Annotated in this window: 18 protein-coding genes and 1 pseudogene; 11 read left to right on the plus strand and 8 right to left on the minus strand. The window is 67.0% G+C overall.

Features of this window, described 5'->3' with window-relative positions:
* The first annotated feature begins 25 nt into the window (after positions 1-25).
* The 4 genes from ACN8ZM_RS03445 (at position 26) to ACN8ZM_RS03460 (ending at position 3,263) form a co-directional block, all read left to right on the plus strand.
* Positions 26-586: a cytochrome b gene (locus ACN8ZM_RS03445; RefSeq protein ID WP_043191140.1), complete on the plus strand. Its 561-nt coding sequence runs from the start codon at positions 26-28 to the stop codon at positions 584-586.
* Between the two features lie 8 nt (positions 587-594).
* The gene (locus ACN8ZM_RS03450; protein WP_043191137.1) at positions 595-1,155 is read left to right on the plus strand and encodes a YceI family protein; all 561 of its coding nucleotides are present in this window, start codon (positions 595-597) and stop codon (positions 1,153-1,155) included.
* A 65-nt stretch (positions 1,156-1,220) separates the two neighbouring features.
* The gene (locus ACN8ZM_RS03455; RefSeq protein ID WP_089449926.1) at positions 1,221-1,802 is read left to right on the plus strand and encodes a YceI family protein; all 582 of its coding nucleotides are present in this window, start codon (positions 1,221-1,223) and stop codon (positions 1,800-1,802) included.
* A gap of 183 nt (positions 1,803-1,985) precedes the next feature.
* Entirely contained in the window at positions 1,986-3,263 is a 1,278-nt protein-coding gene (locus ACN8ZM_RS03460; protein ID WP_420210552.1) for an MFS transporter, read from the plus strand.
* 18 nt (positions 3,264-3,281) lie between these two features.
* On the opposite strand, the gene ACN8ZM_RS03465 is transcribed toward ACN8ZM_RS03460, so the two are convergent.
* The 6 genes from ACN8ZM_RS03465 to queA form a co-directional block, all read right to left on the minus strand.
* Entirely contained in the window at positions 3,282-4,826 is a 1,545-nt protein-coding gene (locus ACN8ZM_RS03465) for a S41 family peptidase (RefSeq protein ID WP_420210553.1), read from the minus strand.
* Between the two features lie 205 nt (positions 4,827-5,031).
* Positions 5,032-5,982 (minus strand): protein translocase subunit SecF, encoded by a 951-nt coding sequence (gene secF / locus ACN8ZM_RS03470; RefSeq protein WP_043191131.1) that lies wholly within the window; start codon positions 5,980-5,982, stop codon positions 5,032-5,034.
* A gap of 17 nt (positions 5,983-5,999) precedes the next feature.
* Positions 6,000-8,021 carry a protein translocase subunit SecD gene (gene secD, locus ACN8ZM_RS03475; protein ID WP_043191129.1) on the minus strand — a complete coding sequence of 674 codons (2,022 nt, stop codon included), beginning with the start codon at positions 8,019-8,021 and terminating at the stop codon, positions 6,000-6,002.
* Between the two features lie 106 nt (positions 8,022-8,127).
* Positions 8,128-8,451, minus strand: a complete 324-nt coding sequence (gene yajC, locus ACN8ZM_RS03480; RefSeq protein WP_006476868.1) for a preprotein translocase subunit YajC — start codon at positions 8,449-8,451, stop codon at positions 8,128-8,130.
* A 233-nt stretch (positions 8,452-8,684) separates the two neighbouring features.
* Positions 8,685-9,872 (minus strand): tRNA guanosine(34) transglycosylase Tgt, encoded by a 1,188-nt coding sequence (gene tgt / locus ACN8ZM_RS03485; protein ID WP_420210554.1) that lies wholly within the window; start codon positions 9,870-9,872, stop codon positions 8,685-8,687.
* A 162-nt stretch (positions 9,873-10,034) separates the two neighbouring features.
* The gene (queA, locus tag ACN8ZM_RS03490; RefSeq protein ID WP_420210555.1) at positions 10,035-11,102 is read right to left on the minus strand and encodes a tRNA preQ1(34) S-adenosylmethionine ribosyltransferase-isomerase QueA; all 1,068 of its coding nucleotides are present in this window, start codon (positions 11,100-11,102) and stop codon (positions 10,035-10,037) included.
* A gap of 167 nt (positions 11,103-11,269) precedes the next feature.
* Here queA and recG point away from each other — a divergent pair, with 167 nt between their 5' ends.
* The 7 genes and pseudogenes from recG to ubiA all read left to right on the plus strand — a co-directional run bounded on the left by recG (position 11,270) and on the right by ubiA (position 19,225).
* Positions 11,270-13,597, plus strand: coding sequence for an ATP-dependent DNA helicase RecG (gene recG, locus ACN8ZM_RS03495; protein WP_420210556.1), 2,328 nt, complete (start codon positions 11,270-11,272; stop codon positions 13,595-13,597).
* A 125-nt stretch (positions 13,598-13,722) separates the two neighbouring features.
* Complete coding sequence (locus ACN8ZM_RS03500; RefSeq protein WP_043189592.1) at positions 13,723-14,682, plus strand: hydrogen peroxide-inducible genes activator; 960 nt, start codon at positions 13,723-13,725, stop codon at positions 14,680-14,682.
* A 394-nt stretch (positions 14,683-15,076) separates the two neighbouring features.
* Entirely contained in the window at positions 15,077-15,205 is a 129-nt protein-coding gene (locus ACN8ZM_RS03505) for a hypothetical protein (RefSeq protein ID WP_268988865.1), read from the plus strand.
* Positions 15,206-15,325: 120 nt separating this feature from the next.
* Complete coding sequence (katG, locus tag ACN8ZM_RS03510) at positions 15,326-17,512, plus strand: catalase/peroxidase HPI (RefSeq protein WP_205824084.1); 2,187 nt, start codon at positions 15,326-15,328, stop codon at positions 17,510-17,512.
* A 102-nt stretch (positions 17,513-17,614) separates the two neighbouring features.
* Positions 17,615-17,749 (plus strand): hypothetical protein, encoded by a 135-nt coding sequence (locus ACN8ZM_RS03515; RefSeq protein WP_260865393.1) that lies wholly within the window; start codon positions 17,615-17,617, stop codon positions 17,747-17,749.
* A 194-nt stretch (positions 17,750-17,943) separates the two neighbouring features.
* A pseudogene (locus ACN8ZM_RS03520) lies at positions 17,944-18,087 on the plus strand (DNA starvation/stationary phase protection protein); the annotation flags it as partial.
* Positions 18,088-18,361: 274 nt separating this feature from the next.
* Positions 18,362-19,225: a 4-hydroxybenzoate octaprenyltransferase gene (ubiA, locus tag ACN8ZM_RS03525; protein ID WP_301770778.1), complete on the plus strand. Its 864-nt coding sequence runs from the start codon at positions 18,362-18,364 to the stop codon at positions 19,223-19,225.
* A 145-nt stretch (positions 19,226-19,370) separates the two neighbouring features.
* Here the strand turns inward: ubiA and proC are convergent, their stop codons facing one another.
* Positions 19,371-20,183, minus strand: a complete 813-nt coding sequence (gene proC / locus ACN8ZM_RS03530) for a pyrroline-5-carboxylate reductase (RefSeq protein WP_043189585.1) — start codon at positions 20,181-20,183, stop codon at positions 19,371-19,373.
* 51 nt (positions 20,184-20,234) lie between these two features.
* Complete coding sequence (locus ACN8ZM_RS03535) at positions 20,235-20,933, minus strand: YggS family pyridoxal phosphate-dependent enzyme (protein WP_089450656.1); 699 nt, start codon at positions 20,931-20,933, stop codon at positions 20,235-20,237.
* Between the last annotated feature and the right edge of the window lie 22 nt (positions 20,934-20,955).

Consider the following 20,955-nt stretch of genomic DNA (forward strand, 5'->3'; position numbering starts at 1 on the left):
TGTTCGCTGAACTGAGGAATCCAAGATGGCATCGAAATCGCTGCCGGCCACGCCGGTACGCTATACGCAGACTGCGATCGCGCTGCACTGGCTGATCGCGCTGCTGATCGTCTGCGCGTTCGCGCTGGGCTGGGTGATGACCGACATCCCCGGCTTCACGCCGACCAAGCTGAAGTACTTCTCGTGGCACAAGTGGATCGGCGTGACCGTATTCGCGCTGGCCGTCGCGCGCGTGCTGTGGCGTGCGACTCACGTGCCGCCGGCGCTGCCGGGCGATACGCCGGCGTGGCAGCGTGCGGCGTCGCACGGCGTGCACATCCTGCTGTACGTGCTGATGATCGTGATTCCGGTGACGGGCTACCTGTACAGCTCGGCGTCGAACATCCCGGTCGTCTACCTCGGCATCGTGCCGCTGCCGCGGCTGATCGACCCCGATCCGGTGCTCAAGGAAACCTTCAAGACGCTGCACGTGTCCTTGAATTACATTCTGCTTGCGCTCGTCTCGCTGCACGTGCTCGCGGCGCTCAAGCACCAGTTGTTGGACCGCGACGGCCTGCTGTCGCGGATGCTCCCCTTTGCCAAATGAAGGATCCCATGAAAGTGTCTTTCTCCCGCTCCATGCTGACCGCCTTCGCCGCGGTGTCACTTCTCGCGTCGGGCGCCGCGCTCGCCGATGTCGATCTCGCGAAGAGCAAGGTGTCTGCCGTGTCGAAGCAGATGAACGTGCCGACCGAAGGCGCGTTCAAGAAATTTTCCGCGCAGGTGAAGTTCGATCCCGCGAAAGCCGCGCAGGGCAGCGCCCAGATGACGATCGACGTCGCGAGCTATGACCTCGGCGACAAGATGTACAACGACCAGGTCGCCGGCAAGGACTGGTTCGACGCGAAGGGGTATCCGCAGGCGACGTTCGTGTCGTCGGCGATCGCGCCGGCGGGCGGCAACAAGTACAACGTGACCGGCAAGCTGACGATCAAGGGCAAGTCCGAGAACGTCACGGTGCCCGTCACGGTCACGCAAAGCGGCGCGACGCAGACGTTCGACGGCGTGCTGCCGATCAAGCGTTCGGCCTTCAACGTCGGTACCGGCGAGTGGAAGGACACGTCGGTCGTCGCGGACGAAGTGCAGATCAAGTTCCATCTCGTCGCCACCAAGTAAGCGGCGGGCTGTCGCCTCACCTGAATGCCGCGCGAGGGCGCGGCGCCGTTCCAAGGAGAAAGAGTTTGAAAAAGCAACTGATCATCGCCGTGGGCGCGCTGGCCGCGTCGCTGTCGTTCTCGGCGTTTGCCGATAGCGCAACGTACCAGTTCGATCCGAGCCACACGTACCCGAGCTTCGAGGCCGACCACTTCGGCGGCCTGTCGGTCTGGCGCGGCAAGTTCGACAAGTCGAGCGGCACCGTGACGCTCGACCGCGCGGCGAAGACGGGTACGGTCGACGTGACGACCGACATCGCGTCGATCCACACCGGCAGCGCGAAGCTCGACGAGCACCTGCAGACGGCCGAGTTCTTCGACGTCACCAAGTTCCCGCAGGCGAACTACAAGGGCACGATCAAGTTCGACGGCGACAAGCCGGTGTCGGTGGTCGGCAACCTGACGATGCATGGCGTCACGAAGCCGGTGACGCTGAAGATCGATTCGTTCAAGTGCATGCCGCACCCGATGCTCAAGCGCGAAGTGTGCGGTGTCGACGCCGTCGGCGAATTCAGCCGCGACGATTTCGGCCTCGACTACGGCAAGCAGTACGGCTTCAAGATGAAGACGAAGCTGCTGATCACGGCCGAAGCCGTCAAGCAGCAGTAACGCTTCCGGCCGGGCCGGCCGCCGCGCCGGCCCGCCGCGAGTACACCGCCGCGTTCCCGTCAGGGGGCGCGGCGGTATTTTTTTGCGCGCCTATAATCGCCCGAGCGCCGTGCGCGGCGCCGGGCAGGCCGACGGCGCGCGCGAGTGCATCGAACAGAACGTACAACGACAAGGAGATCGCCGATGCATGCCGTCACGCAGTCCCGTTCCATTGCCTCGTCGCCGCGCGTGTGGCGCGCGGTGGTCGCCGCGTCGATCGGCAATGCGCTCGAATGGTTCGATCTCGTCGTCTACGGCTTCTTCGCGGTGACGATCTCGAAGCTGTTCTTCCCGGCCGGCAACGACACCGTGTCGCTGCTGCTCACGCTCGGCACGTTCGGCGTGTCGTTCTTCATGCGCCCGCTCGGCGCGATCGTGCTCGGCGCGTATGCCGATCGCGAGGGCCGCAAGGCCGCGCTCACGCTGTCGATCCTGTTGATGATGGCCGGCACGCTGATCATCGCGGTGCTGCCGACCTACGAGACGATCGGCGTCGCGGCGCCGGTGATCCTCGTCGCCGCGCGGCTGATGCAGGGTTTCTCGGCCGGCGGCGAGTTCGGCAGCGCGACCGCATTCCTCGCCGAGCACGTGCCGGGCCGGCGCGGCTTCTTCGCGAGCTGGCAGGTCGCGAGCCAGGGGCTCACGACGCTGCTTGCCGCCGGCTTCGGCACCGTGCTGAACGCGCAGCTGTCGGCCGCGCAGATGGCATCGTGGGGCTGGCGCGTGCCGTTCTTCTTCGGCCTGCTGCTCGGGCCGGTCGCGTACTACATCCGCACGAAGGTCGACGAGACGCCCGAGTTCCTCGCGGCGGAAGGCACCGCGAACCCGCTGCGCGACACGTTCGCGTCGCACAAGGCGCGCCTCGTCGCCGCGATGGGCGTGGTCGTGCTCGGCACCGTCGCGACCTATCTCGTGCTGTTCATGCCGACCTACGGCGTGAAGCAGCTCGGCCTCGCACCGTCGGCCGCGTTCGCGGCGATCCTCGTCGTCGGCGTGATCCAGATGGCGTTCGCGCCGCTCGTCGGCCACTGGTCGGACACTTACGGCCGCGTGCGCGTGATGATCGCGCCGGCCATCGGCATCCTCGTGCTGATCTATCCGGCGTTCGCGTACCTGGTCGCGCATCCGGGCTTCGGCACGCTGATCGCGCTGCAGGTGCTGCTCGCGTTCCTGATGACGGGCTACTTCGCGGCGCTGCCGGGTTTGTTGTCCGAAGTGTTTCCGGTGCAGACGCGCACGACCGGGATGTCGCTCGCGTATAACGTCGCGGTGACGATCTTCGGCGGCTTCGGGCCGTTCATCATCGCGTGGCTGATCAAGGCGACCGGAATGAAGACCGCGCCGAGCTTCTACCTGATGTTCGCGGCCGTGTTGAGCCTCGTGGCGCTCTTCGTGCTGCGCCGGCGATTCGGATTCCGGTAACCGGGCGGGCGGCGCGCGTCAGTTGCCGACGCGCTCGCACACGGGCTGCGCCGGCATCAGTTGCGGCTTGGTTTCGACGGTCTGCACGGGGCGCCCGGCGAGTGCGGCGAGCGCCTGCCTGAGTTGCCAGTCGGTTGCCGTGCCGAACACGCGCTGCGGTAGCGCCGCGCTCTTCGCCGTATCGATCTTCGCGAGTGCACGCTGCTCGCGCAGCTTCTGCCGTTCCTTGCGCCCCTTCGCGAACGGATCGGGCGCGAGCCGGTCCGCATACGGCGCGCGGGGGAGGTCGGCTTCCCGGTACCACAGCAGCACGCCGTCGACGTCCGAGTCGCGGCGCGGCGGCACGAGCCAGTCCGGCACGACGCCGTAGCCGTCCATCGGGCAGCCGTTCGGCCGCAGGTTGCGCGCATACGTGAAATTCAGGCGCGTGCCGTCGATCAGGTCGACGCCCGTCTGCGCGAGGCCCTTGCCGTAGGTCGGCATGCCGAGCAGCTTCGCGCGGCCGAGATCCTTCAGCGCGGCCGCAGTCGCTTCGGCGGCCGATGCGCTCTGTCCGTCGACGAGCACGACGAGCGGTACGGTGCGCCACCAGTCGTCGGCCTGCAGCGGCGCGAGCGGATCCTGCCCGTGCATGACCGGTAGTTCGTAGTCGGGCCAGTTGGTCGTGTAGCGGCGGCGGTTGGCGTCGCCGCGCTCGACCGTCACCATCGCGGTGCGGTCGCGGCCCGCGAACAGCGCGATGATGCCGATCGCCGCATTGATTGCGCCGCCGCCGTTGATGCGCAGGTCGAGAATCAGGCCTTTCACCGGCGGGCCCGCGCGGCGCGCGGCCTGCACCGTGTCGATGTAGTCACCGACCGCCGGTTCCGGGAAGCTCGACAGCCGTGTGTACAGGATGTCGCCGTCGAGCCGCTTCGCGGTCGCCGGATGGGGTTTGAGGATCTTTCGCACGGGCGCGAAGCTCAGCGTCGCGTGCGACGGGCCGCGCTGAACCGTGAGCTTCAGCGGCACGCCCGCGTCGCCCTTTGAGAGCTTGGCCAGGTCGGCGGGGTCGATGCCGACGACGCTCGTATCGTTCATCGCGACAACGAGATCGTCGGGGCGCACGCCGGCCTGTTCCGCGGGCGCGTCGGGAATCACGTCGACGATGTGCAGCCCGTCGGGCCGCGTCTCGAACACGATGCCGATGCCGGGCGTGCCGTCGCGCGCACGCTGTTCGTCGTCGCGGCGCTCCTGCTCCTCCTTCGCGTCGAAGAACCGTGCGTACGGCAGCGTCTTGATTCCTGCGTGGGTCGTTGCGTCGAGCAGCGCGCCGATGTCGACGTCGGTCAGGTGCTGCTGCTTCAGGACTTCCACCGCCGCCTTGAGCTCGCAGATCTGCTGCTCCCAGTCGGGCGGGCAGGGCGAAGGCGGCTGGGCGGCGGGCGAGACGGCGCCGGGTGCGGAAGCGGGCGGCGGGGCCGCCGGCTGCTGCGCACCGACGGGCGACACGCAGGGCAGGAGCGCGGCCGTGACGGCTGCGCAAACGGCAAGGCGAACAACGACACGCGTGGGAGGCATCATCGGGACCGCACGTTTGAACGGAGGGCGAAGGTGCTGTCCCGCCGACGCGCGGCCGGCGTGCGGTCCGGCGAGACGGTCACGATTGTAGCCGACGCGCGTGACGGGGCAGGGCGAGCGGGCGGCGCGATGCACGGCGGTAGCGCAGCCATGAAAAAAGCCGGCCCAACCGGGCCGGCTTGTCGTCTGTGCCGAAGCAGCGTGGCGCTTAAACCTGCGCGCCTGCGTTCGGATCGTCCGGATCGTGCGCGGTCTTCTTTTCCTTGAGCAGGTCTTCGCGCTTGATGCCGAGCCACATCGCGAGCGAACCCGCGACGAACACCGACGAGTAGATGCCGAACATGATGCCGACCGTCAGCGCGAGTGCGAAGTAGTGCAGCGTCGGGCCGCCGAAGAAGAACATCGACAGCACCATCATTTCGGTCGACGTGTGCGTGATGATCGTACGCGACATCGTGGTCGTGATCGCGTGGTTGATCACTTCCTGCACGCTCATCTTGCGTTCGCGGCGGAACGTTTCGCGGATCCGGTCGAAGATGACGACCGACTCGTTGACCGAGTAGCCGAGCACCGCGAGGATCGCCGCGAGCACCGCCAGCGAGAACTCCCACTGGAAGAACGCGAAGAAGCCGAGAATGATCACGACGTCGTGCAGGTTGGCGATGATGCCGGCCACTGCGTACTTCCACTCGAAGCGGAACGACAGGTAGATCACGATGCCGATCACGACGCACGCGAGCGCGAGCAGGCCGTCGGTCGCGAGCTCCCGGCCGACCTGCGGGCCGACGAACTCGACGCGTTGCAGCGTGACGTCCGGGCTCTGCGCCTTCAGCGCGCCCATCACCTGGTCGCTCTGCTGCGCGGACGTGAGGCCTTCCTTCAGCTGCAGGCGGATCAGCACGTTGCGCGACGTGCCGAAATTCTGCACCTGCGCGTCGGCGTAGCCGAGCTTGCCGAGCGTCGCGCGCACGGGTTCGAGTTCCGCGGCCTGCTGGTACTGCACCTCGATCACCGTCCCGCCGGTGAATTCGACGGACAGGTGCAGCCCGCGGTGGAACAGGAAGAACACGGCGGCGAGGAACGTGACCAGCGAGATCACGTTGAACACCAGCGCGTGCCGCATGAACGGAATGTCTTTACGGATGCGGAAAAATTCCATGATTCGTCTCCGGGGCCTTATTGGGTCGAGCCCGGTTTCTTCGGCGACACGCCTTGCTGCGCGCGATTGCGCAGCTGCGGCTTGCCGGCGCGCGGCGCGTTGCTCTTCGCGGGGGCGGCGAGCTTCGCGGCGCGTGCCGTGTCGGTCGATTCGTCGGCGTCGGTGAACGACGCGCCGGCAGCGGCGCCTTCCGGCTTCCACACCTGGCCGATCGCGAGCGACTTCAGCTTCTTGCGGCCGCCGTACCAGAGGTTGACGATCCCGCGCGAGAAGAACACCGCGGAGAACATCGACGTCAGGATACCGAGGCAGTGCACGATCGCGAACGCGCGAACCGGGCCCGAGCCGAACGCGAGCAGCGCGAGGCCGGCGATCAGCGTCGTGACGTTCGAGTCGAGAATCGTCGCCCAGGCGTGCGCGTAGCCGGCCTGGATCGCGAGCTGCGGCGGCTGGCCGGCGCGCAGTTCTTCACGCACGCGCTCGTTGATCAGCACGTTCGAGTCGATCGCCATACCGAGCGCGAGCGCGATAGCGGCGATACCGGGCAGCGTCAGCGTCGCCTGCATCAGCGACAGCACGGCGACGAGCAGCAGCAGGTTCACCGACAGGCCGATCACCGACACCACGCCGAACAGCATGTAGTACGCGATCATGAACACGGCGATCGCGCAGAAGCCCCAGATCACCGAGTGGACGCCCATCTTGATGTTGTCGGCGCCGAGGCTCGGGCCGATCGTGCGTTCCTCGATGATGTCCATCGGTGCGGCGAGCGAACCGGCGCGCAGCAGCAGCGCGAGGTCGGCCGCGGCCTGCGGTGTCGGCTGACCCGTGATCTGGAAGCGGTCGCCGAGTTCCGACTGGATCGTCGCGACCGTCAGCACTTCGCCCTTGCCCTTCTCGAACAGCACCATTGCCATCGGCTTGCCGATGTTGTCGCGCGACACCGTGCGCACCGCGCGGCCACCGGCCGAGTCGAGGCGGATGTTGACGGACGGACGCTGGTGTTCGTCGAAGCCGGCCGATGCATCGATGATGCGGTCGCCGGTGAAGATCACGTCCTTCTTCAGCAGCACGGGAGCCTGGATGCCCTGCGTGAACAGTTCTTCGCCCGGCGGCACCGGATCGTTCGGGTTCGGGTGCGTGTTGATCGGGTCGGCGAGGCGTGCTTCGAGCGTCGCGGTACGGCCGATGATGTCCTTCGCCTTCGCGGTGTCCTGCACGCCCGGCAGTTCGACGACGATGCGGTCGCTGCCTTGCTGCTGCAGGATCGGCTCGGACACGCCGAGTTCGTTCACGCGGTTGTGGAGCGTCGTCAGGTTCTGCTTGAGCGCGGCGTCCTCGACGGACTTCTGCACGGCCGGCGTAAACGTGCCGACGACCTGCGTGCCGCCACCGCCGGGCTGGGTCGCCCACTGCAGTTCGGTGATCGACAGCGCGAGCACCTTGCGGGCGTCTTCCGCCGTCTGCGCATCGCTGAAATTGACGACCACGGACTGGTCGACGCGGCTGACGCCGCCGTCGCGGATGTTCTTGTCGCGCAGCAGCGTGCGCGCGTCGGACGCGTCGGAATCGAGCTTCTTCGTCAGCGCGCCCGTCATGTCGACCTGGAGCAGGAAGTGGACGCCGCCGCGCAGGTCGAGGCCGAGATACATCGGCAGCGCGTGCAGGGCGGTCAGCCAGCGCGGCGACGCGCTCTGCAGGTTCAGGGCGACGACGTACTGCGGATCGTTCGGGTCGGCGTTCAGCGACTTCTGCAGCAGGTCCTTGACGCGCAGCTGCGTATCGGTGTCCTTCAGGCGCACGCGGATGTTCGCGTTGGTCGCCGTGTTCTCGAAGGTGACGTCGTCCGGCGTGATCTGCGCGGAGGCGAGCGCCGATTCGACCTGGGTCAGCGTGGTCGAGTCGAGCTTGACCGTGGCCTTGCCGCTCGACACCTGCACCGCCGGCGCTTCGCCGAAGAAGTTGGGCAATGTGTACAGAAGGCCGATGGCGAGCGCCACGACCATCACGACATATTTCCAGAGTGGATAACGATTCATGAGGGAGCCGAACGGGTGGTTGGCGTGAAAGCGTCGCGTCCGGCGCCGCGGCGGCCCGCTCTCTCAGGCGGGCACGGCGCGGGGAGCCGGACGCTCGGTGAAAGCCTTACAGCGACTTGATCGTGCCCTTCGGCAGAATGGTCGTGACGGCAGCCTTCTGCACGGTGATTTCGGTGCCTTCGGCGATTTCGACGCCGATGTAGCCTTCGGTGACCTTCGTCACCTTGCCCACGAGGCCGCCGCTCGTGACGACTTCGTCGCCCTTGGCCATGGCCGCGAGCATGTTGCGATGCTCCTTCTGACGCTTCATCTGCGGACGGATCATGATGAAGTAGAGCACGGCAAACATCAGGATGAGCGGCAGGAAGCTCATCAGGCTCGATTCGGCGCCACCGGCACCTTGTGCGAACGCGTTGGAAATGAACGGCACGTTGGTCTCTCCGTAAGGGAAGATCGAAAAATAAGCCGGTTATTCTACCACCGGCCCCATGCGCAAACGGATCGGCAAATGCGCTTTCGGATCAAGCTGTTAAAGCGCGAACCGGTACCGTTGCGACTTGTTTGGAAAGGTAATTGTAATATTTGGCGGTCGGGTTCGACAGTCGGGACGCGTTATTTAGTACGCGTCCCATGTGACGAGCCGCGGTGCGGGCCGCCGGCCCGTCAGTCGACCCCTCTTGCGCGATCCTCCGCGAAGCGCTGGCGGAACGCGTCGAACGTATGGGTTTCGATCGCGTCGCGGATCTCGCTCATCAGCTGCAGGTAGTAGTGCAGGTTGTGGATCGTGTTGAGCTGCGCGCCGAGGATCTCGCCCACGCGATGCAGGTGATGCAGGTAGCCGCGCGAGAAGTTCTGGCACGTGTAGCACGTGCAGCTCGCGTCGAGCGGCTTCAGCGAGTTCTTGTGCGTCGCGTTGCGGATCTTCACGTCGCCGAAGCGCGTGAAGAGCCAGCCGTTGCGCGCGTTGCGGGTCGGCATCACGCAGTCGAACATGTCGATGCCGTTCGAGACGCCTTCGACCAGGTCCTCCGGCGTGCCGACGCCCATCAGGTAGTGCGGCTTGTTGGCCGGCAGCTTCGGGCCCACGTGCCGCAGCACGCGCATCATGTCTTCCTTCGGCTCGCCGACCGACAGCCCGCCGATCGCGAGGCCGTGGAAGCCGAACTCGGCGAGCCCCGCGAGCGATTCGTCGCGCAGGTCCTCGAACATCCCGCCCTGGACGATCCCGAAGAGGGCGTTCGGGTTGCCGAGCCGGTCGAACTCGTCGAGCGAGCGCTTCGCCCAGCGCAGCGACATCCGCATCGAGTCGGCCGCTTCCTTGTGCGTGGTCGGCACGCCGTTGGTCGCATACGGCGTGCATTCGTCGAACTGCATCACGATGTCCGAGTTCAGCACCTTCTGGATCTGCATCGACACTTCCGGCGACAGGAACAGCTTGTCGCCGTTGATCGGCGACGCGAACGTGACGCCGTCCTCGGTGATCTTGCGCAGATCGCCGAGCGAGAACACCTGGAAGCCGCCCGAGTCGGTCAGGATCGGCTTGTTCCAGCCCATGAAGCCGTGCAGGCCGCCGTGCGCGTCGATCGTGTCGAGGCCCGGGCGCAGCCACAGGTGGAACGTGTTGCCGAGGATGATCTGGGCCTTGATCTCGTGCAGCTCGCGCGGCTGGATCGCCTTCACGGTGCCGTAGGTGCCGACCGGCATGAAGATCGGCGTCTCGACCACGCCGTGGTTGAGCTTCACGCGGCCGCGGCGTGCGTGGCCGTCGGTCGTCAGCAGTTCGAATTCGAGCCCGTTCGCCGGGCGGTCCTGCACGGCAGCGTGCGTATCGTGGGATGAACCTTCGGTCATCGCGTCATTCTCCTTGCTACCGGAAAACAGTCCGGCGCATGTTGGAAGCGCCGCCGGAATACCGGCGGCGGTGAAAAAACGGGTGCGCGCCATCGTAGCGCGCGCAGCGGGAAAACGGGGCACGGCGGCCGCGCGGTGCGTGGGCCGTCGCGCATGCCGCGCTTATGCGCGCGGCGCCTCCGGCGTGTCGCGGCGCGTGAGCAGCATCGCGTCGCCGTAGCTGAAGAAGCGGTAGCGCTCGTCGATCGCGTGCCGGTACGCGGCGCGGATCGTCTCGACGCCCGCGAATGCGGACACCAGCATCAGCAGCGTCGATTTCGGCAGGTGGAAGTTCGTGACCAGCCGGTCGACCACGCGGAAACGATAGCCGGGCGTGATGAAGATGTCGGTCTCGGCCTGCGTGGTCGCGAGCGGGCGGCCCGCTTCGTCGGCCGCGCGCGCCGCGGCTTCGAGCGCGCGCATCGACGTCGTGCCGACCGCGATCACATTGCCGCCGCGTGCGCGGGTCGCGGCGATCCGGTCGACGAGCGACTGCGGCAGGTCGTACCACTCGCTGTGCATCTTGTGCTCGGCGATGTTGTCGACGCGCACCGGCTGGAACGTGCCGGCGCCGACGTGCAGCGTCAGCGTCGCGCGTTCGACGCCCATCGCGTCGAGCCGGTCGAGCATCGGCTGGTCGAAATGCAGCCCGGCCGTCGGCGCGGCGACCGCGCCCGGATTGCTCGCGTAGACGGTCTGGTAGCGCGTCTCGTCGGTCGCGTCCGGATCGTGCTCGATATAGGGCGGCAGCGGCAGGCGGCCGAACTGCTCGATCAGGTCGAGGCACGGCGCGGGGAAGTTCAGCGTGAAGAACGGCTCGACGCGCTCGCCGACCGTCACGTCGAACGCATCGGCGAGCCGCAGCGTCGTGCCGGCGCCCGGCGACTTGCTCGCGCGGATCTGCGCGAGCGCCGTGTGCGTGCCCGTCACGCGCTCGATCAGCACTTCGATCTTGCCGCCGCTGGCCTTCTGGCCGAAGAAACGCGCCTTCAATACCTTGGTATCGTTGAAGACGAGCAGGTCGCCGGCTGCGATGCACGACGGCAGCTCGGTGAAATGGCGGTCGACGAGGCGCGCGGGCGCGACGGTGCCGTCCACCTCGAGCAGGCGGCTCGCGGTGCGATCGGGCAGCGCGGTTTGTGCAATCAGCTCGGGCGGCAGATTGAAATCGAAATCGGAAAGCGTGAACATGCGGGCTGGTTCGAAGCGGCCGGCGGGCGTCGCCGGCAGGGCGGAAACGCGTAAATGGGGCGCGCGAGCCGCTATGATGACGGGATGCGCGGCCTGGCCGGCGTCGTTCGTTCGGACGACGTGAAAGCCGCTATTGTACTTGCCTTGCGAAGCACCCAGACGATCCGATGCCTGTGTCACCACGCCGTTCCCCCGCTGCAGTTGCCGATTCCGCCGATCCGTTCGACGCGGAGGATGCCGCGCCGCCCGCTCAAGACGCGGCGGAGCGCGCCGCCCCGCGTCGGGTTGGCCCGAAGCGCGGCGCTGACGGCAGGCTCGCGCAGCCGGCCGCCGCCGCGGCCGCGGCCGATGCCGATGCCGATGACGCCGCCGCGACCGACGCAGCGGGTGCGGCCGGCGCGAAGCGCAAGAAGAAGCCGGCCGCCGACAAGCCCGTGAAGACCGTCGACAAGCTCGCGAAGCTCGGCCTCACGCGTTCGATCGATCTCGTGCTGCATCTGCCGATGCGCTACGAGGACGAAACCACGCTCACGCCGATCGGCGAGCTGCTGCCGGGCGGTATCGCGCAGGCCGAAGGTGTCGTGTTCGACAACGAGGTTGCATACCGGCCGCGCCGCCAGCTGGTCGTGAAGATCCAGGACGACGACGGCGAGCACCTCGTGCTGCGCTTCCTGAATTTCTACGGCTCGCAGGTCAAGCAGATGGCCGTCGGCCAGCGGCTGCGCGTGCGCGGCGACGTGCGCGGCGGCTTCTTCGGGATGGAGATGGTGCATCCGGCGGTGCGCGTCGTCGAAGCCGATGCGCCGCTGCCGCAGGTGCTCACGCCCGTCTATCCGAGCACGGCCGGCGTGTCGCAGGCGTATCTGCGCAAGGCGATCGAGAACGCGGTCGAGCGCACGCCGCTGCCCGAACTGCTGCCGCCCGAGATCCAGCGCGATTACTTGAAGCCGCTCGACGTGCCGTCGCTCGAGCAGGCCGTGCGGATCCTGCACCACCCGCGCGTCGATTCCGACGAAGCCGCGCTGATGGACGGCTCGCATCCGGCGTGGACGCGCATCAAGTTCGAGGAGCTGCTGGCGCAGCAGCTGTCGCTCAAGCGCGCGCACGAGGAGCGCCGCACGCGCGCGGCGCCCGCGATGCCGCGTCGCACCGCGAGCGATGCCGATGCGCTGACCACCCGGCTCTACGCGGCGCTGCCGTTTACGCTGACGGGCGCGCAGGGGCGCGTCGTCGACGAGATCGCGAACGACCTCACGCTCGCGCACCCGATGCAGCGCCTGCTGCAGGGCGACGTCGGCAGCGGCAAGACGGTCGTTGCAGCGCTGGCCGCCACGCAGGCGATCGACGCCGGTTACCAGGCCGCGCTGATGGCGCCCACCGAAATTCTCGCGGAACAGCACGCGCGCAAGCTGCGCGCGTGGCTCGAGCCGCTCGGCGTCACGGTCGCGTGGCTCGCGGGCAGCCTGAAGGCGAAGGAGAAGCGCGCGGCGATCGAGGCGGCCGCGCTCGGCACCGCGCAGCTCGTGATCGGCACGCACGCGATCATCCAGGACACCGTCGAATTCGCGCGGCTCGGCCTCGTGATCGTCGACGAGCAGCACCGCTTCGGCGTCGAGCAGCGGCTCGCGCTGCGCGCGAAGGCCGCGAATGCGGCCAACGGCGCGCGCGACTTCCAGCCGCACCAACTGATGATGTCGGCCACGCCGATTCCGCGCACGCTCGCGATGACGTATTACGCGGATCTCGAGGTCTCGACGATCGACGAGCTGCCGCCGGGCCGCACGCCCGTGCTGACGCGCCTCGTCGGCGATGCGCGGCGCGAGGAGGTGATCGCCCGCGTACGCGAGGCCGCGCTGACCGGGCGCCAGGTCTACTGGGTGTGCCCGCTGATCGAGGAGAGCGAGACGCTGCAGCTGCAGACGGCCGTCGAGACTTACGAGACGCTGGCCACCGCGCTCCCGGAGCTGAAGGTCGGGCTCGTGCACGGCCGGCTGTCGCCGGCCGACAAGGCGGCCGTGATGGAAGCGTTCACGCGCAACGACGTGCAGCTGCTCGTCGCGACGACCGTGATCGAGGTCGGCGTCGACGTGCCGAACGCGTCGCTGATGGTGATCGAGCACGCGGAGCGCTTCGGCCTTGCGCAGCTGCACCAGCTGCGCGGCCGGGTCGGGCGCGGCACCGCGGCGTCGGTGTGCGTGCTGCTGTACACGGGGCCGCTGTCGCTCACGGGCCGCGAGCGCTTGAAGACGATGCGCGAGACGACCGACGGCTTCGAGATCGCGCGGCGCGACCTCGAGATCCGCGGCCCCGGCGAATTCCTCGGCGCACGCCAGTCGGGCGCGGCGATGCTGCGCTTTGCGAACCTCGAGACCGACGGCTGGCTGATCGATCCGGCCCGAGAAGCCGCGACGCGGCTGATTGCCGCGTATCCCGAGATCGTCACGCAGCATCTCGCACGCTGGCTCGGCGCGCGCGAGCAGTATCTGAAGGCCTGATCCGCGGGGCGGAGCCGGATTTCAAACCGCCGTTTGAAGCATTCCGATGCAGAGAAACTTGGCGAACCGGTGTCACAGGGTGTATAAATTAAACCTATCGCTTGTATATCTCTGATTGACCCACAATGACGCTGACTGAATTGAAATACATCGTCGCGGTCGCGCGCGAACGGCATTTCGGCCGCGCGGCCGAAGCATGCTTCGTGAGCCAGCCGACGCTGTCGGTGGCGATCAAGAAGCTCGAAGACGAGCTCAACGTGCAGATTTTCGAACGCGGCGCGAGCGAAGTGAGCGTGACACCGATCGGCGACCAGATCGTCACGCAGGCGCAGCGCGTGCTCGAGCAGACCTTCGCGATCAAGGAGATCGCGAAGCAGGGCAAGGATCCGCTGGTCGGCCCGTTCCGCCTGGGCGTGATCTACACGATCGGGCCGTACCTGCTGCCGACGCTCGTCAAGCAGATGATCCAGCGGGTCCCGCAGATGCCGCTGATGCTGCAGGAAAACTACACGCTGAAGCTGCTCGAACTGCTGAAGCAGGGCGAGATCGACGCCGCGATCATGGCGCTGCCGTTTCCGGAAACCGGCCTGATGGTGCGCCCGCTGTACGACGAACCGTTCGTCGTTGCGCTGCCCGCCGGCCATCCGTGGGAAAAGCGCGAGGAAATCGACGCCGAGGACCTGAAGCAGGAAACCATGCTGCTGCTCGGCAACGGCCACTGCTTCCGCGATCACGTGCTCGGCGTGTGCCCGGAGCTGATGCGCTTCTCGCAGACGGCCGACGGCATCCAGAAAACCTTCGAGGGCTCGTCGCTGGAGACGATCCGCCACATGGTCGCAAGCGGTGTCGGCATCACCGTGCTGCCGCGGATGTCGGTTGCCGAGGTCGGCCCGCGCGCGAACGGCCCCGATGCCGAACTGCTGTCGTACGTGCCGTTCAACGAGCCGGTGCCCGACCGCCGCGTGGTGCTCGTGTGGCGCAAGAGCTTCACGCGGATGCCCGCGATCGACGCGATCAGCGACGCGATTTCCGCGTGCGAGCTGCCGGGCGTCGCGAAGCTCGACATGCCGGCGACGATGAACTGAGCACGCTGCAGCATGCACATGTGGCAGCACGATGAACGGGGTCTTGCGACCCCGTTTATTTTTCTCTATCGCATAGATGAAATTTATCAAATTCAATAATTTGATAGATCAAAATAGAATCCTCACCATGGATCGGCGTGAAGTCGACGACTGATCCAAACGTCGAATGCAAGCGTCAAAGGAGGGTGTCATGATGCAATCGGTATTGCAGCGCGCGCAGCGGAACATCCCGTCGCGCGACGCGGTCGTACATCGCGCCAGGGCGGCGGTTCGCAGCCTGCGTCCGATTGCGTTCGCGTACCTGGCGGACCGTGTGTATGGTGGCTGAACGCCGCCTCGCGCGGGTTCAGTGTTCCCCCGCATCACCCGCCGTCAAGCCATGAGGGAGCATCGCATGTCCGAAAGCTGGAATACCGCCCGCAGCGCCGGCACGACGCCTGCCGGCAGCCGGTTCCCCGAGCGTCCCGCCTGCGGTGCATCGCAGCGGGAGCGCGCGTCACAGGCCACGCACGACATCCCGTAGTACGACAGGAGGACCAACCTGTTCCGTTTCCCATCCCCGCAATGACACTCCGCCAACCGCGCCCGGCATGCCGCCGGAGCGAACGGGTGGAGTCATATGAGCAAGCCAAGGAGAAATCGCATGTCGAACGAAACGAAGTGCCCGTTCAACCACACCGCTGGTGGCGGCACGACGAACAAGGACTGGTGGCCGAATCAGCTTAACCTGAACATCCTGCATCGGCATTCGGCATTGTCCGATCCGATGGACAAGGATTTCGACTACGCCGAAGCGTTCAAGAAGCTGGACCTTGCGGCGGTGAAGAAGGACCTGCACGCGCTGATGACGACGTCGCAGGACTGGTGGCCGGCCGACTTCGGCCACTATGGCGGCCTGTTCATTCGCATGGCCTGGCACAGCGCCGGCACGTACCGCACGGCCGACGGCCGCGGCGGCGCGGGCGGCGGGCAGCAGCGCTTCGCGCCGCTGAACAGCTGGCCGGACAACGTGAGCCTCGACAAGGCGCGCCGGCTGCTGTGGCCGATCAAGCAGAAGTACGGCCGCAACATCTCGTGGGCCGACCTGCTGATCCTGACTGGCAACGTCGCGCTCGAATCGATGGGCTTCAAGACTTTCGGCTATGCCGGTGGCCGCGTCGATACGTGGGAGCCGGACGACGTGTACTGGGGTTCGGAAAAGATCTGGCTGGAACTGAGCGGTGGTCCGAACAGCCGCTACTCGGGCAAGCGTGACCTCGAAAGCCCGCTCGCCGCGGTGCAGATGGGCCTCATCTACGTGAACCCGGAAGGCCCGGACGGCAACCCCGACCCGGTCGCCGCCGCGCATGACATCCGCGAGACGTTCGCGCGCATGGCGATGAACGACGAAGAGACGGTCGCGCTGATCGCGGGCGGCCACACGTTCGGCAAGACGCACGGCGCCGGTCCGGCCTCGAACGTCGGCGCCGAGCCGGAAGCCGCGGGCCTCGAAGAGCAGGGCCTCGGCTGGAAGAGCACGTTCGGCACGGGCAAGGGCAAGGATGCCATCACGAGCGGCCTCGAAGTCACGTGGACGTCGACGCCGACGCAGTGGAGCAACGACTTCTTCAAGCACCTGTTCAGCTACGAATGGGAGCTCACGAAGAGCCCGGCTGGCGCGCACCAGTGGGTCGCGAAGGACGCCGGCGACGTGATTCCGGATGCGTTCGACCCGTCGAAGAAGCATCGTCCGACGATGTTGACGACCGACCTGTCGCTGCGTTTCGATCCGGCCTACGAGAAGATTTCGCGCCGCTTCTACGAGAACCCGGCCGAGTTCGCCGACGCGTTCGCGCGCGCCTGGTTCAAGCTCACGCACCGCGACATGGGCCCGCGTGCCCGTTATCTCGGTCCGGACGTGCCGGCCGAGCATCTGTTGTGGCAAGACCCGATCCCGGCCGTCGATCACAAGCTGATTGACGACGCCGACGTCGCGGCGTTGAAGGCGAAGGTGCTCGCATCGGGCCTGTCGGTGTCGCAGCTCGTGTCGACCGCATGGGCGTCGGCTGCGACGTTCCGCGGTTCGGACAAGCGCGGCGGGGCAAACGGTGCGCGTATCCGTCTCGCGCCGCAGAAGGACTGGGAAGTGAACCGTCCGGCCGAACTCGCGAAGGTGCTCGCGACGCTCGAAGGCGTGCAGAAGGCGTTCAACGACGCGCAGACGGGCGGCAAGAAGGTATCGCTCGCCGACCTGATCGTGCTGGCCGGTGCGGCCGGTGTCGAGCAGGCCGCGAAGAACGCGGGCGTCGCGGTGACGGTGCCGTTCGCACCGGGCCGTGGGGATGCGTCGCAGGAAGAGACCGACATCGAAGCGATGGCCGTGCTCGAGCCGGTTGCAGACGGCTTCCGCAACTTCCTGAAGCATGCCTACCAGACGCCGGCCGAGGCACTGCTGGTCGACAAGGCGCAACTGCTGACGCTGAGCGCGCCCGAGATGACGGCACTCGTCGGTGGCCTGCGCGTGCTCGGTGCGAACGCCGGCGATGCGAAGCACGGCGTGTTCACCGACCGTCCGGAAGCGCTGACGAACGACTTCTTCGTGAACCTGCTCGACATGGGCACCGAATGGAAGCCGGTGTCGGCCGCGAACGACGTGTTCGAAGGGCGCGATCGTGCGACGGGCAAGGTCAAGTGGACCGGCTCGCGCGTCGACCTGATCTTCGGCTCGCATGCGCAACTGCGTGCGCTGGCCGAGGTGTACGGCAGCGCGGATGCGAAGGAGAAGTTCGCACGTGACTTCGTCGCGGCCTGGAACAAGGTGATGAACCTCGACCGCTTCGACCTCGCGTGAGCATCGCCGTGCAGTAGTGCGGTAATGCAGTAACGGGAAACGGCCGGTCATCCAGCCGGCCGTTTCTCCCTGATCCTGGGTTTCGTTCAAGGAGTGACGATCATGACGCAAATGAAGTTGAACATGCGCGCCGCACTGGCGGCGCCGGCCGAGATCGCGCGGTACGTAGTCGGATTCGCGATCGTCATCGGCGGTGCGGCCGAACTGGCGTCGCAGGCGCTGCACGCGATCGCCTGAGCGCGGCGTTTCACGCGCCACGCGTAGTGGCGAGCACCGCGTGCGAGTGGTGTGGTGTAGACAGGCAGGTCCCCGATTCGCTTTCATTGCTCTGGTTCATTGAGTAAGGAGTCCGGAGCATATTCGGAAGACTCCCGCTGCCCGGATCGACATCGGCATCAGCGACAAGGACCGCAAGAAGATCGCGGAAGGCCTGGCATGAGGCGGTCGTACGCACCGCGCGCACAATCTTCCCGTTCGCTGATGCGGCGAGCGACGAGCCGACCGCCGACCTGTTGACGCAGCGCTTGCGCACGCATGAAAAACCCGCGTGGATGCTGCGGTCGCTGCTCGCGTAGGCGTGCAACGCGCGGCAGGCTGGCAGAAGCCCTCGCGTGCTGCTCCGGCCCTGATTGATCCGCATGCATCGGGTCGAGCGCAGGCCGGTGCGTCCGACGGATCCGCGCGTATGCCGGCTCTGTCCCTTGATTGATGCGCTTTGCGGCTCGGCCATGTGCAGCGGGCACGCGCAGCGCGCTGGTGTCCGGCCGTTGCCGCCCGCCAGCCGCACCGACATGACGCGAAGCACCGCTCGGCTCTAAAATGCCGGGGTTATCTTCCCGGTGCTTCGCCATGCTTGCCCGCTTTCCCCTGTATCTGCGGCTCGTCCGGATGGACAAGCCGATCGGCAGCCTGCTGCTGCTGTGGCCGACGCTCAACGCGCTGTGGATCGCGTCCGACGGCCATCCGCGCTGGCCGCTGCTCGTGATCTTCTCGCTCGGCACGCTGCTGATGCGCTCGGCCGGCTGCGCGATGAACGACTACGCCGACCGCGATTTCGACCGCCACGTGAAGCGCACGGCCGACCGGCCGCTGACGTCGGGCAAGATCCGCGCGTGGGAAGCCATCGCGATCGCGGTCGGGCTCGCCTTCATCTCGTTCCTGCTGATCCTGCCGCTCAACACGCTGACGAAGCAGCTGTCCGTCGTCGCGCTGTTCGTCGCGGGCTCGTATCCGTTCATGAAGCGCTTCTTCGCGATTCCGCAGGCGTATCTCGGCATCGCGTTCGGCTTCGGCATTCCGATGGCGTTCGCGGCCGTGCAGGACACGGTGCCGACGATCGCATGGGTGATGCTGATCGCGAACATTTTCTGGTCGGTCGCGTACGACACCGAATACGCGATGGTCGATCGCGATGACGACATCAAGATCGGGATCCGCACGTCCGCGCTGACCTTCGGCCGCTTCGACGTCGCGGCCGTCATGCTGTGCTACGCAGTGACGCTCGGCATCTACGTGTGGATCGGCGTGACGCTGGGCTTCGGCCTCGCGTACTGGGCCGGCTGGGCGGCGGCGATCGGCTGCGCGCTGTATCACTACACGCTGATCAAGGACCGCGAGCGGATGCCGTGCTTCGCGGCGTTCCGGCACAACAACTGGCTCGGCGGCGTGCTGTTCGCGGGTATTGCCGTGCATTACCTGCTGGCAGGGAGCTGAGCTTCCCGATTTGTCCGCCGGCGTCATGTCGTGCGGAACGCGGCAACAAAAAAAAGCGGCCTGGGCCGCTTTTTTTGTTGGTCGAGCAAGGCCGAGGGGCGGCCCGTGCAGCGCAGAAAGCACCGGGCCGGTACCGCCGGTGCGCTTACGCGCGACCGAGCTCGTCGCCCATTTCCTTTGCGCGCGCTTCGGCCGCGAGCGCACCGCGCACGATCGCGTCCTTCACGCCTTGCGCGTCGAACGACGCGAGCGCGGCGGCCGTCGTGCCGCCCTTCGACGTCACGCGTTCGCGCAGCACGCTTGCCGGCTCGCCCGATTGCGCGGCGAGTTGCGCGGCACCCGTGAACGTCGCGACCGCGAGAGCGCGACCCTGTTCGTCGTTCATGCCGAGCTGGCGCGCGGCTTCTTGCAGCGCTTCGATGAAATAGAACACGTAGGCCGGGCCGCTGCCCGAAATGGCCGTGACGGCATCGAGCTTCGACTCGTCGTCGAACCACACGATCTCGCCGACCGCACCGAGCACGTTCGACGCGAGTTCGCGGCCCGCCGCATCGACGCCCGGCAGCGCGGCGAGGCCCGTCACGCCCATGCCGACGAGCGCGGGTGTATTCGGCATCGTGCGCACGATGCGGTCGTAGCCGCCGAGCCAGCGTGCGAGATCCGTGCCGCGGATGCCGGCTGCGATGCTGATCACGAGCTGCGCCTTCAGGTGCGGCGCGAGCGCCTGCGCGACGTCCTTCAGCACCTGCGGCTTCACCGCGAGCACGACCGCGTCGTAGTCGGCGAGCGTCGCGTCGATGGCCGCGCCGGTGCGCACGCCGAACTGCTGCGCGGCGCGCGCGCGCACTTCTTCGTTGACGTCGATGGCATATAGGCCGTCAGCGGCGACGCCGCGCTTGATCAGGCCGCCGATCAGGGCCGCGGCCATGTTGCCGCCGCCGATGAATGCGATTTTCATGATGTCCGATTGAGCGAGTGAGTGAACGGTAGGGCGTAAAGGGTGCGGCGTTCAGTGCGAGTAATCGCGCGCGCCGAAGATCGCGGTGCCGACGCGCACGATCGTCGCGCCTTCGAGCACGGCCGCATCGAGATCGGCGGACATGCCCATCGACAGCGTGTCGAGCGGCAGGCCGTCGGCGCGCAATGCGTCGAACAGCACGCGCAGCGCGCGATGCGGCGCGCGTTGCGCTTCGGTGTCGCCGGCCGGTTCGGGAATCGCCATCAGGCCGCGCAGCCGCAGCGACGGCAGCGCGGCGACCGCGCGCGCGACCTCGGCCACGTCGGCCGGCGCGACGCCGCTCTTCGACGCCTCGCCGCTGATGTTCACCTGCACGCACACGTTGAGCGGCGGCAGGTGCGCGGGGCGTTGTTCCGACAGGCGCTGCGCGATCTTCAGCCGGTCGACCGAATGGACCCAGTCGAAGCGTTCGGCCACCGGGCGCGTCTTGTTCGATTGCAGCGGCCCGATGAAATGCCATTCGAGACTGGCGCGCAGGTCGGCGAGCGCGTCGATCTTGTCGATCGATTCCTGCACGTAGTTTTCGCCGAAGGCACGCTGCCCGGCCGCATGCGCGGCGCGCACGTCGTCGGCGGGAAACGTCTTCGAGACGGCGAGCAGCGACACGGTGGCGGGATCGCGGCCGGCCGCGCGGGCGGCGTCGGCGATGCGGTGATGAACGGATTCGAGACGGGCGGCGAGATCGGACATGACGGACACGAAAGCAGGCACG

Origin of the sequence: Burkholderia aenigmatica (assembly GCF_048627025.1) — a bacterium.
Classification (GTDB): Bacteria; Pseudomonadota; Gammaproteobacteria; order Burkholderiales; family Burkholderiaceae; genus Burkholderia; species Burkholderia aenigmatica.

What these genes read in the sequence shown, in the direction of transcription:
- recG (WP_420210556.1), top strand. Translation starts at nt 11,270, where the DNA reads ATGCCTGTGTCACCACGCCGTTCCCCCGCTGCAGTTGCCGATTCCGCC.
- ACN8ZM_RS03450 (WP_043191137.1), top strand. Translation starts at nt 595, where the DNA reads ATGAAAGTGTCTTTCTCCCGCTCCATGCTGACCGCCTTCGCCGCGGTG.
- ACN8ZM_RS03500 (WP_043189592.1), top strand. Translation starts at nt 13,723, where the DNA reads ATGACGCTGACTGAATTGAAATACATCGTCGCGGTCGCGCGCGAACGG.
- secD (WP_043191129.1), bottom strand. Translation starts at nt 8,021, where the DNA reads ATGAATCGTTATCCACTCTGGAAATATGTCGTGATGGTCGTGGCGCTC.
- secF (WP_043191131.1), bottom strand. Translation starts at nt 5,982, where the DNA reads ATGGAATTTTTCCGCATCCGTAAAGACATTCCGTTCATGCGGCACGCG.
- katG (WP_205824084.1), top strand. Translation starts at nt 15,326, where the DNA reads ATGTCGAACGAAACGAAGTGCCCGTTCAACCACACCGCTGGTGGCGGC.
- ACN8ZM_RS03445 (WP_043191140.1), top strand. Translation starts at nt 26, where the DNA reads ATGGCATCGAAATCGCTGCCGGCCACGCCGGTACGCTATACGCAGACT.
- queA (WP_420210555.1), bottom strand. Translation starts at nt 11,102, where the DNA reads ATGTTCACGCTTTCCGATTTCGATTTCAATCTGCCGCCCGAGCTGATT.
- tgt (WP_420210554.1), bottom strand. Translation starts at nt 9,872, where the DNA reads ATGACCGAAGGTTCATCCCACGATACGCACGCTGCCGTGCAGGACCGC.
- proC (WP_043189585.1), bottom strand. Translation starts at nt 20,183, where the DNA reads ATGAAAATCGCATTCATCGGCGGCGGCAACATGGCCGCGGCCCTGATC.
- ACN8ZM_RS03535 (WP_089450656.1), bottom strand. Translation starts at nt 20,933, where the DNA reads ATGTCCGATCTCGCCGCCCGTCTCGAATCCGTTCATCACCGCATCGCC.
- ACN8ZM_RS03465 (WP_420210553.1), bottom strand. Translation starts at nt 4,826, where the DNA reads ATGATGCCTCCCACGCGTGTCGTTGTTCGCCTTGCCGTTTGCGCAGCC.
- ubiA (WP_301770778.1), top strand. Translation starts at nt 18,362, where the DNA reads ATGCTTGCCCGCTTTCCCCTGTATCTGCGGCTCGTCCGGATGGACAAG.
- ACN8ZM_RS03505 (WP_268988865.1), top strand. Translation starts at nt 15,077, where the DNA reads ATGTCCGAAAGCTGGAATACCGCCCGCAGCGCCGGCACGACGCCTGCC.
- ACN8ZM_RS03460 (WP_420210552.1), top strand. Translation starts at nt 1,986, where the DNA reads ATGCATGCCGTCACGCAGTCCCGTTCCATTGCCTCGTCGCCGCGCGTG.
- ACN8ZM_RS03515 (WP_260865393.1), top strand. Translation starts at nt 17,615, where the DNA reads ATGACGCAAATGAAGTTGAACATGCGCGCCGCACTGGCGGCGCCGGCC.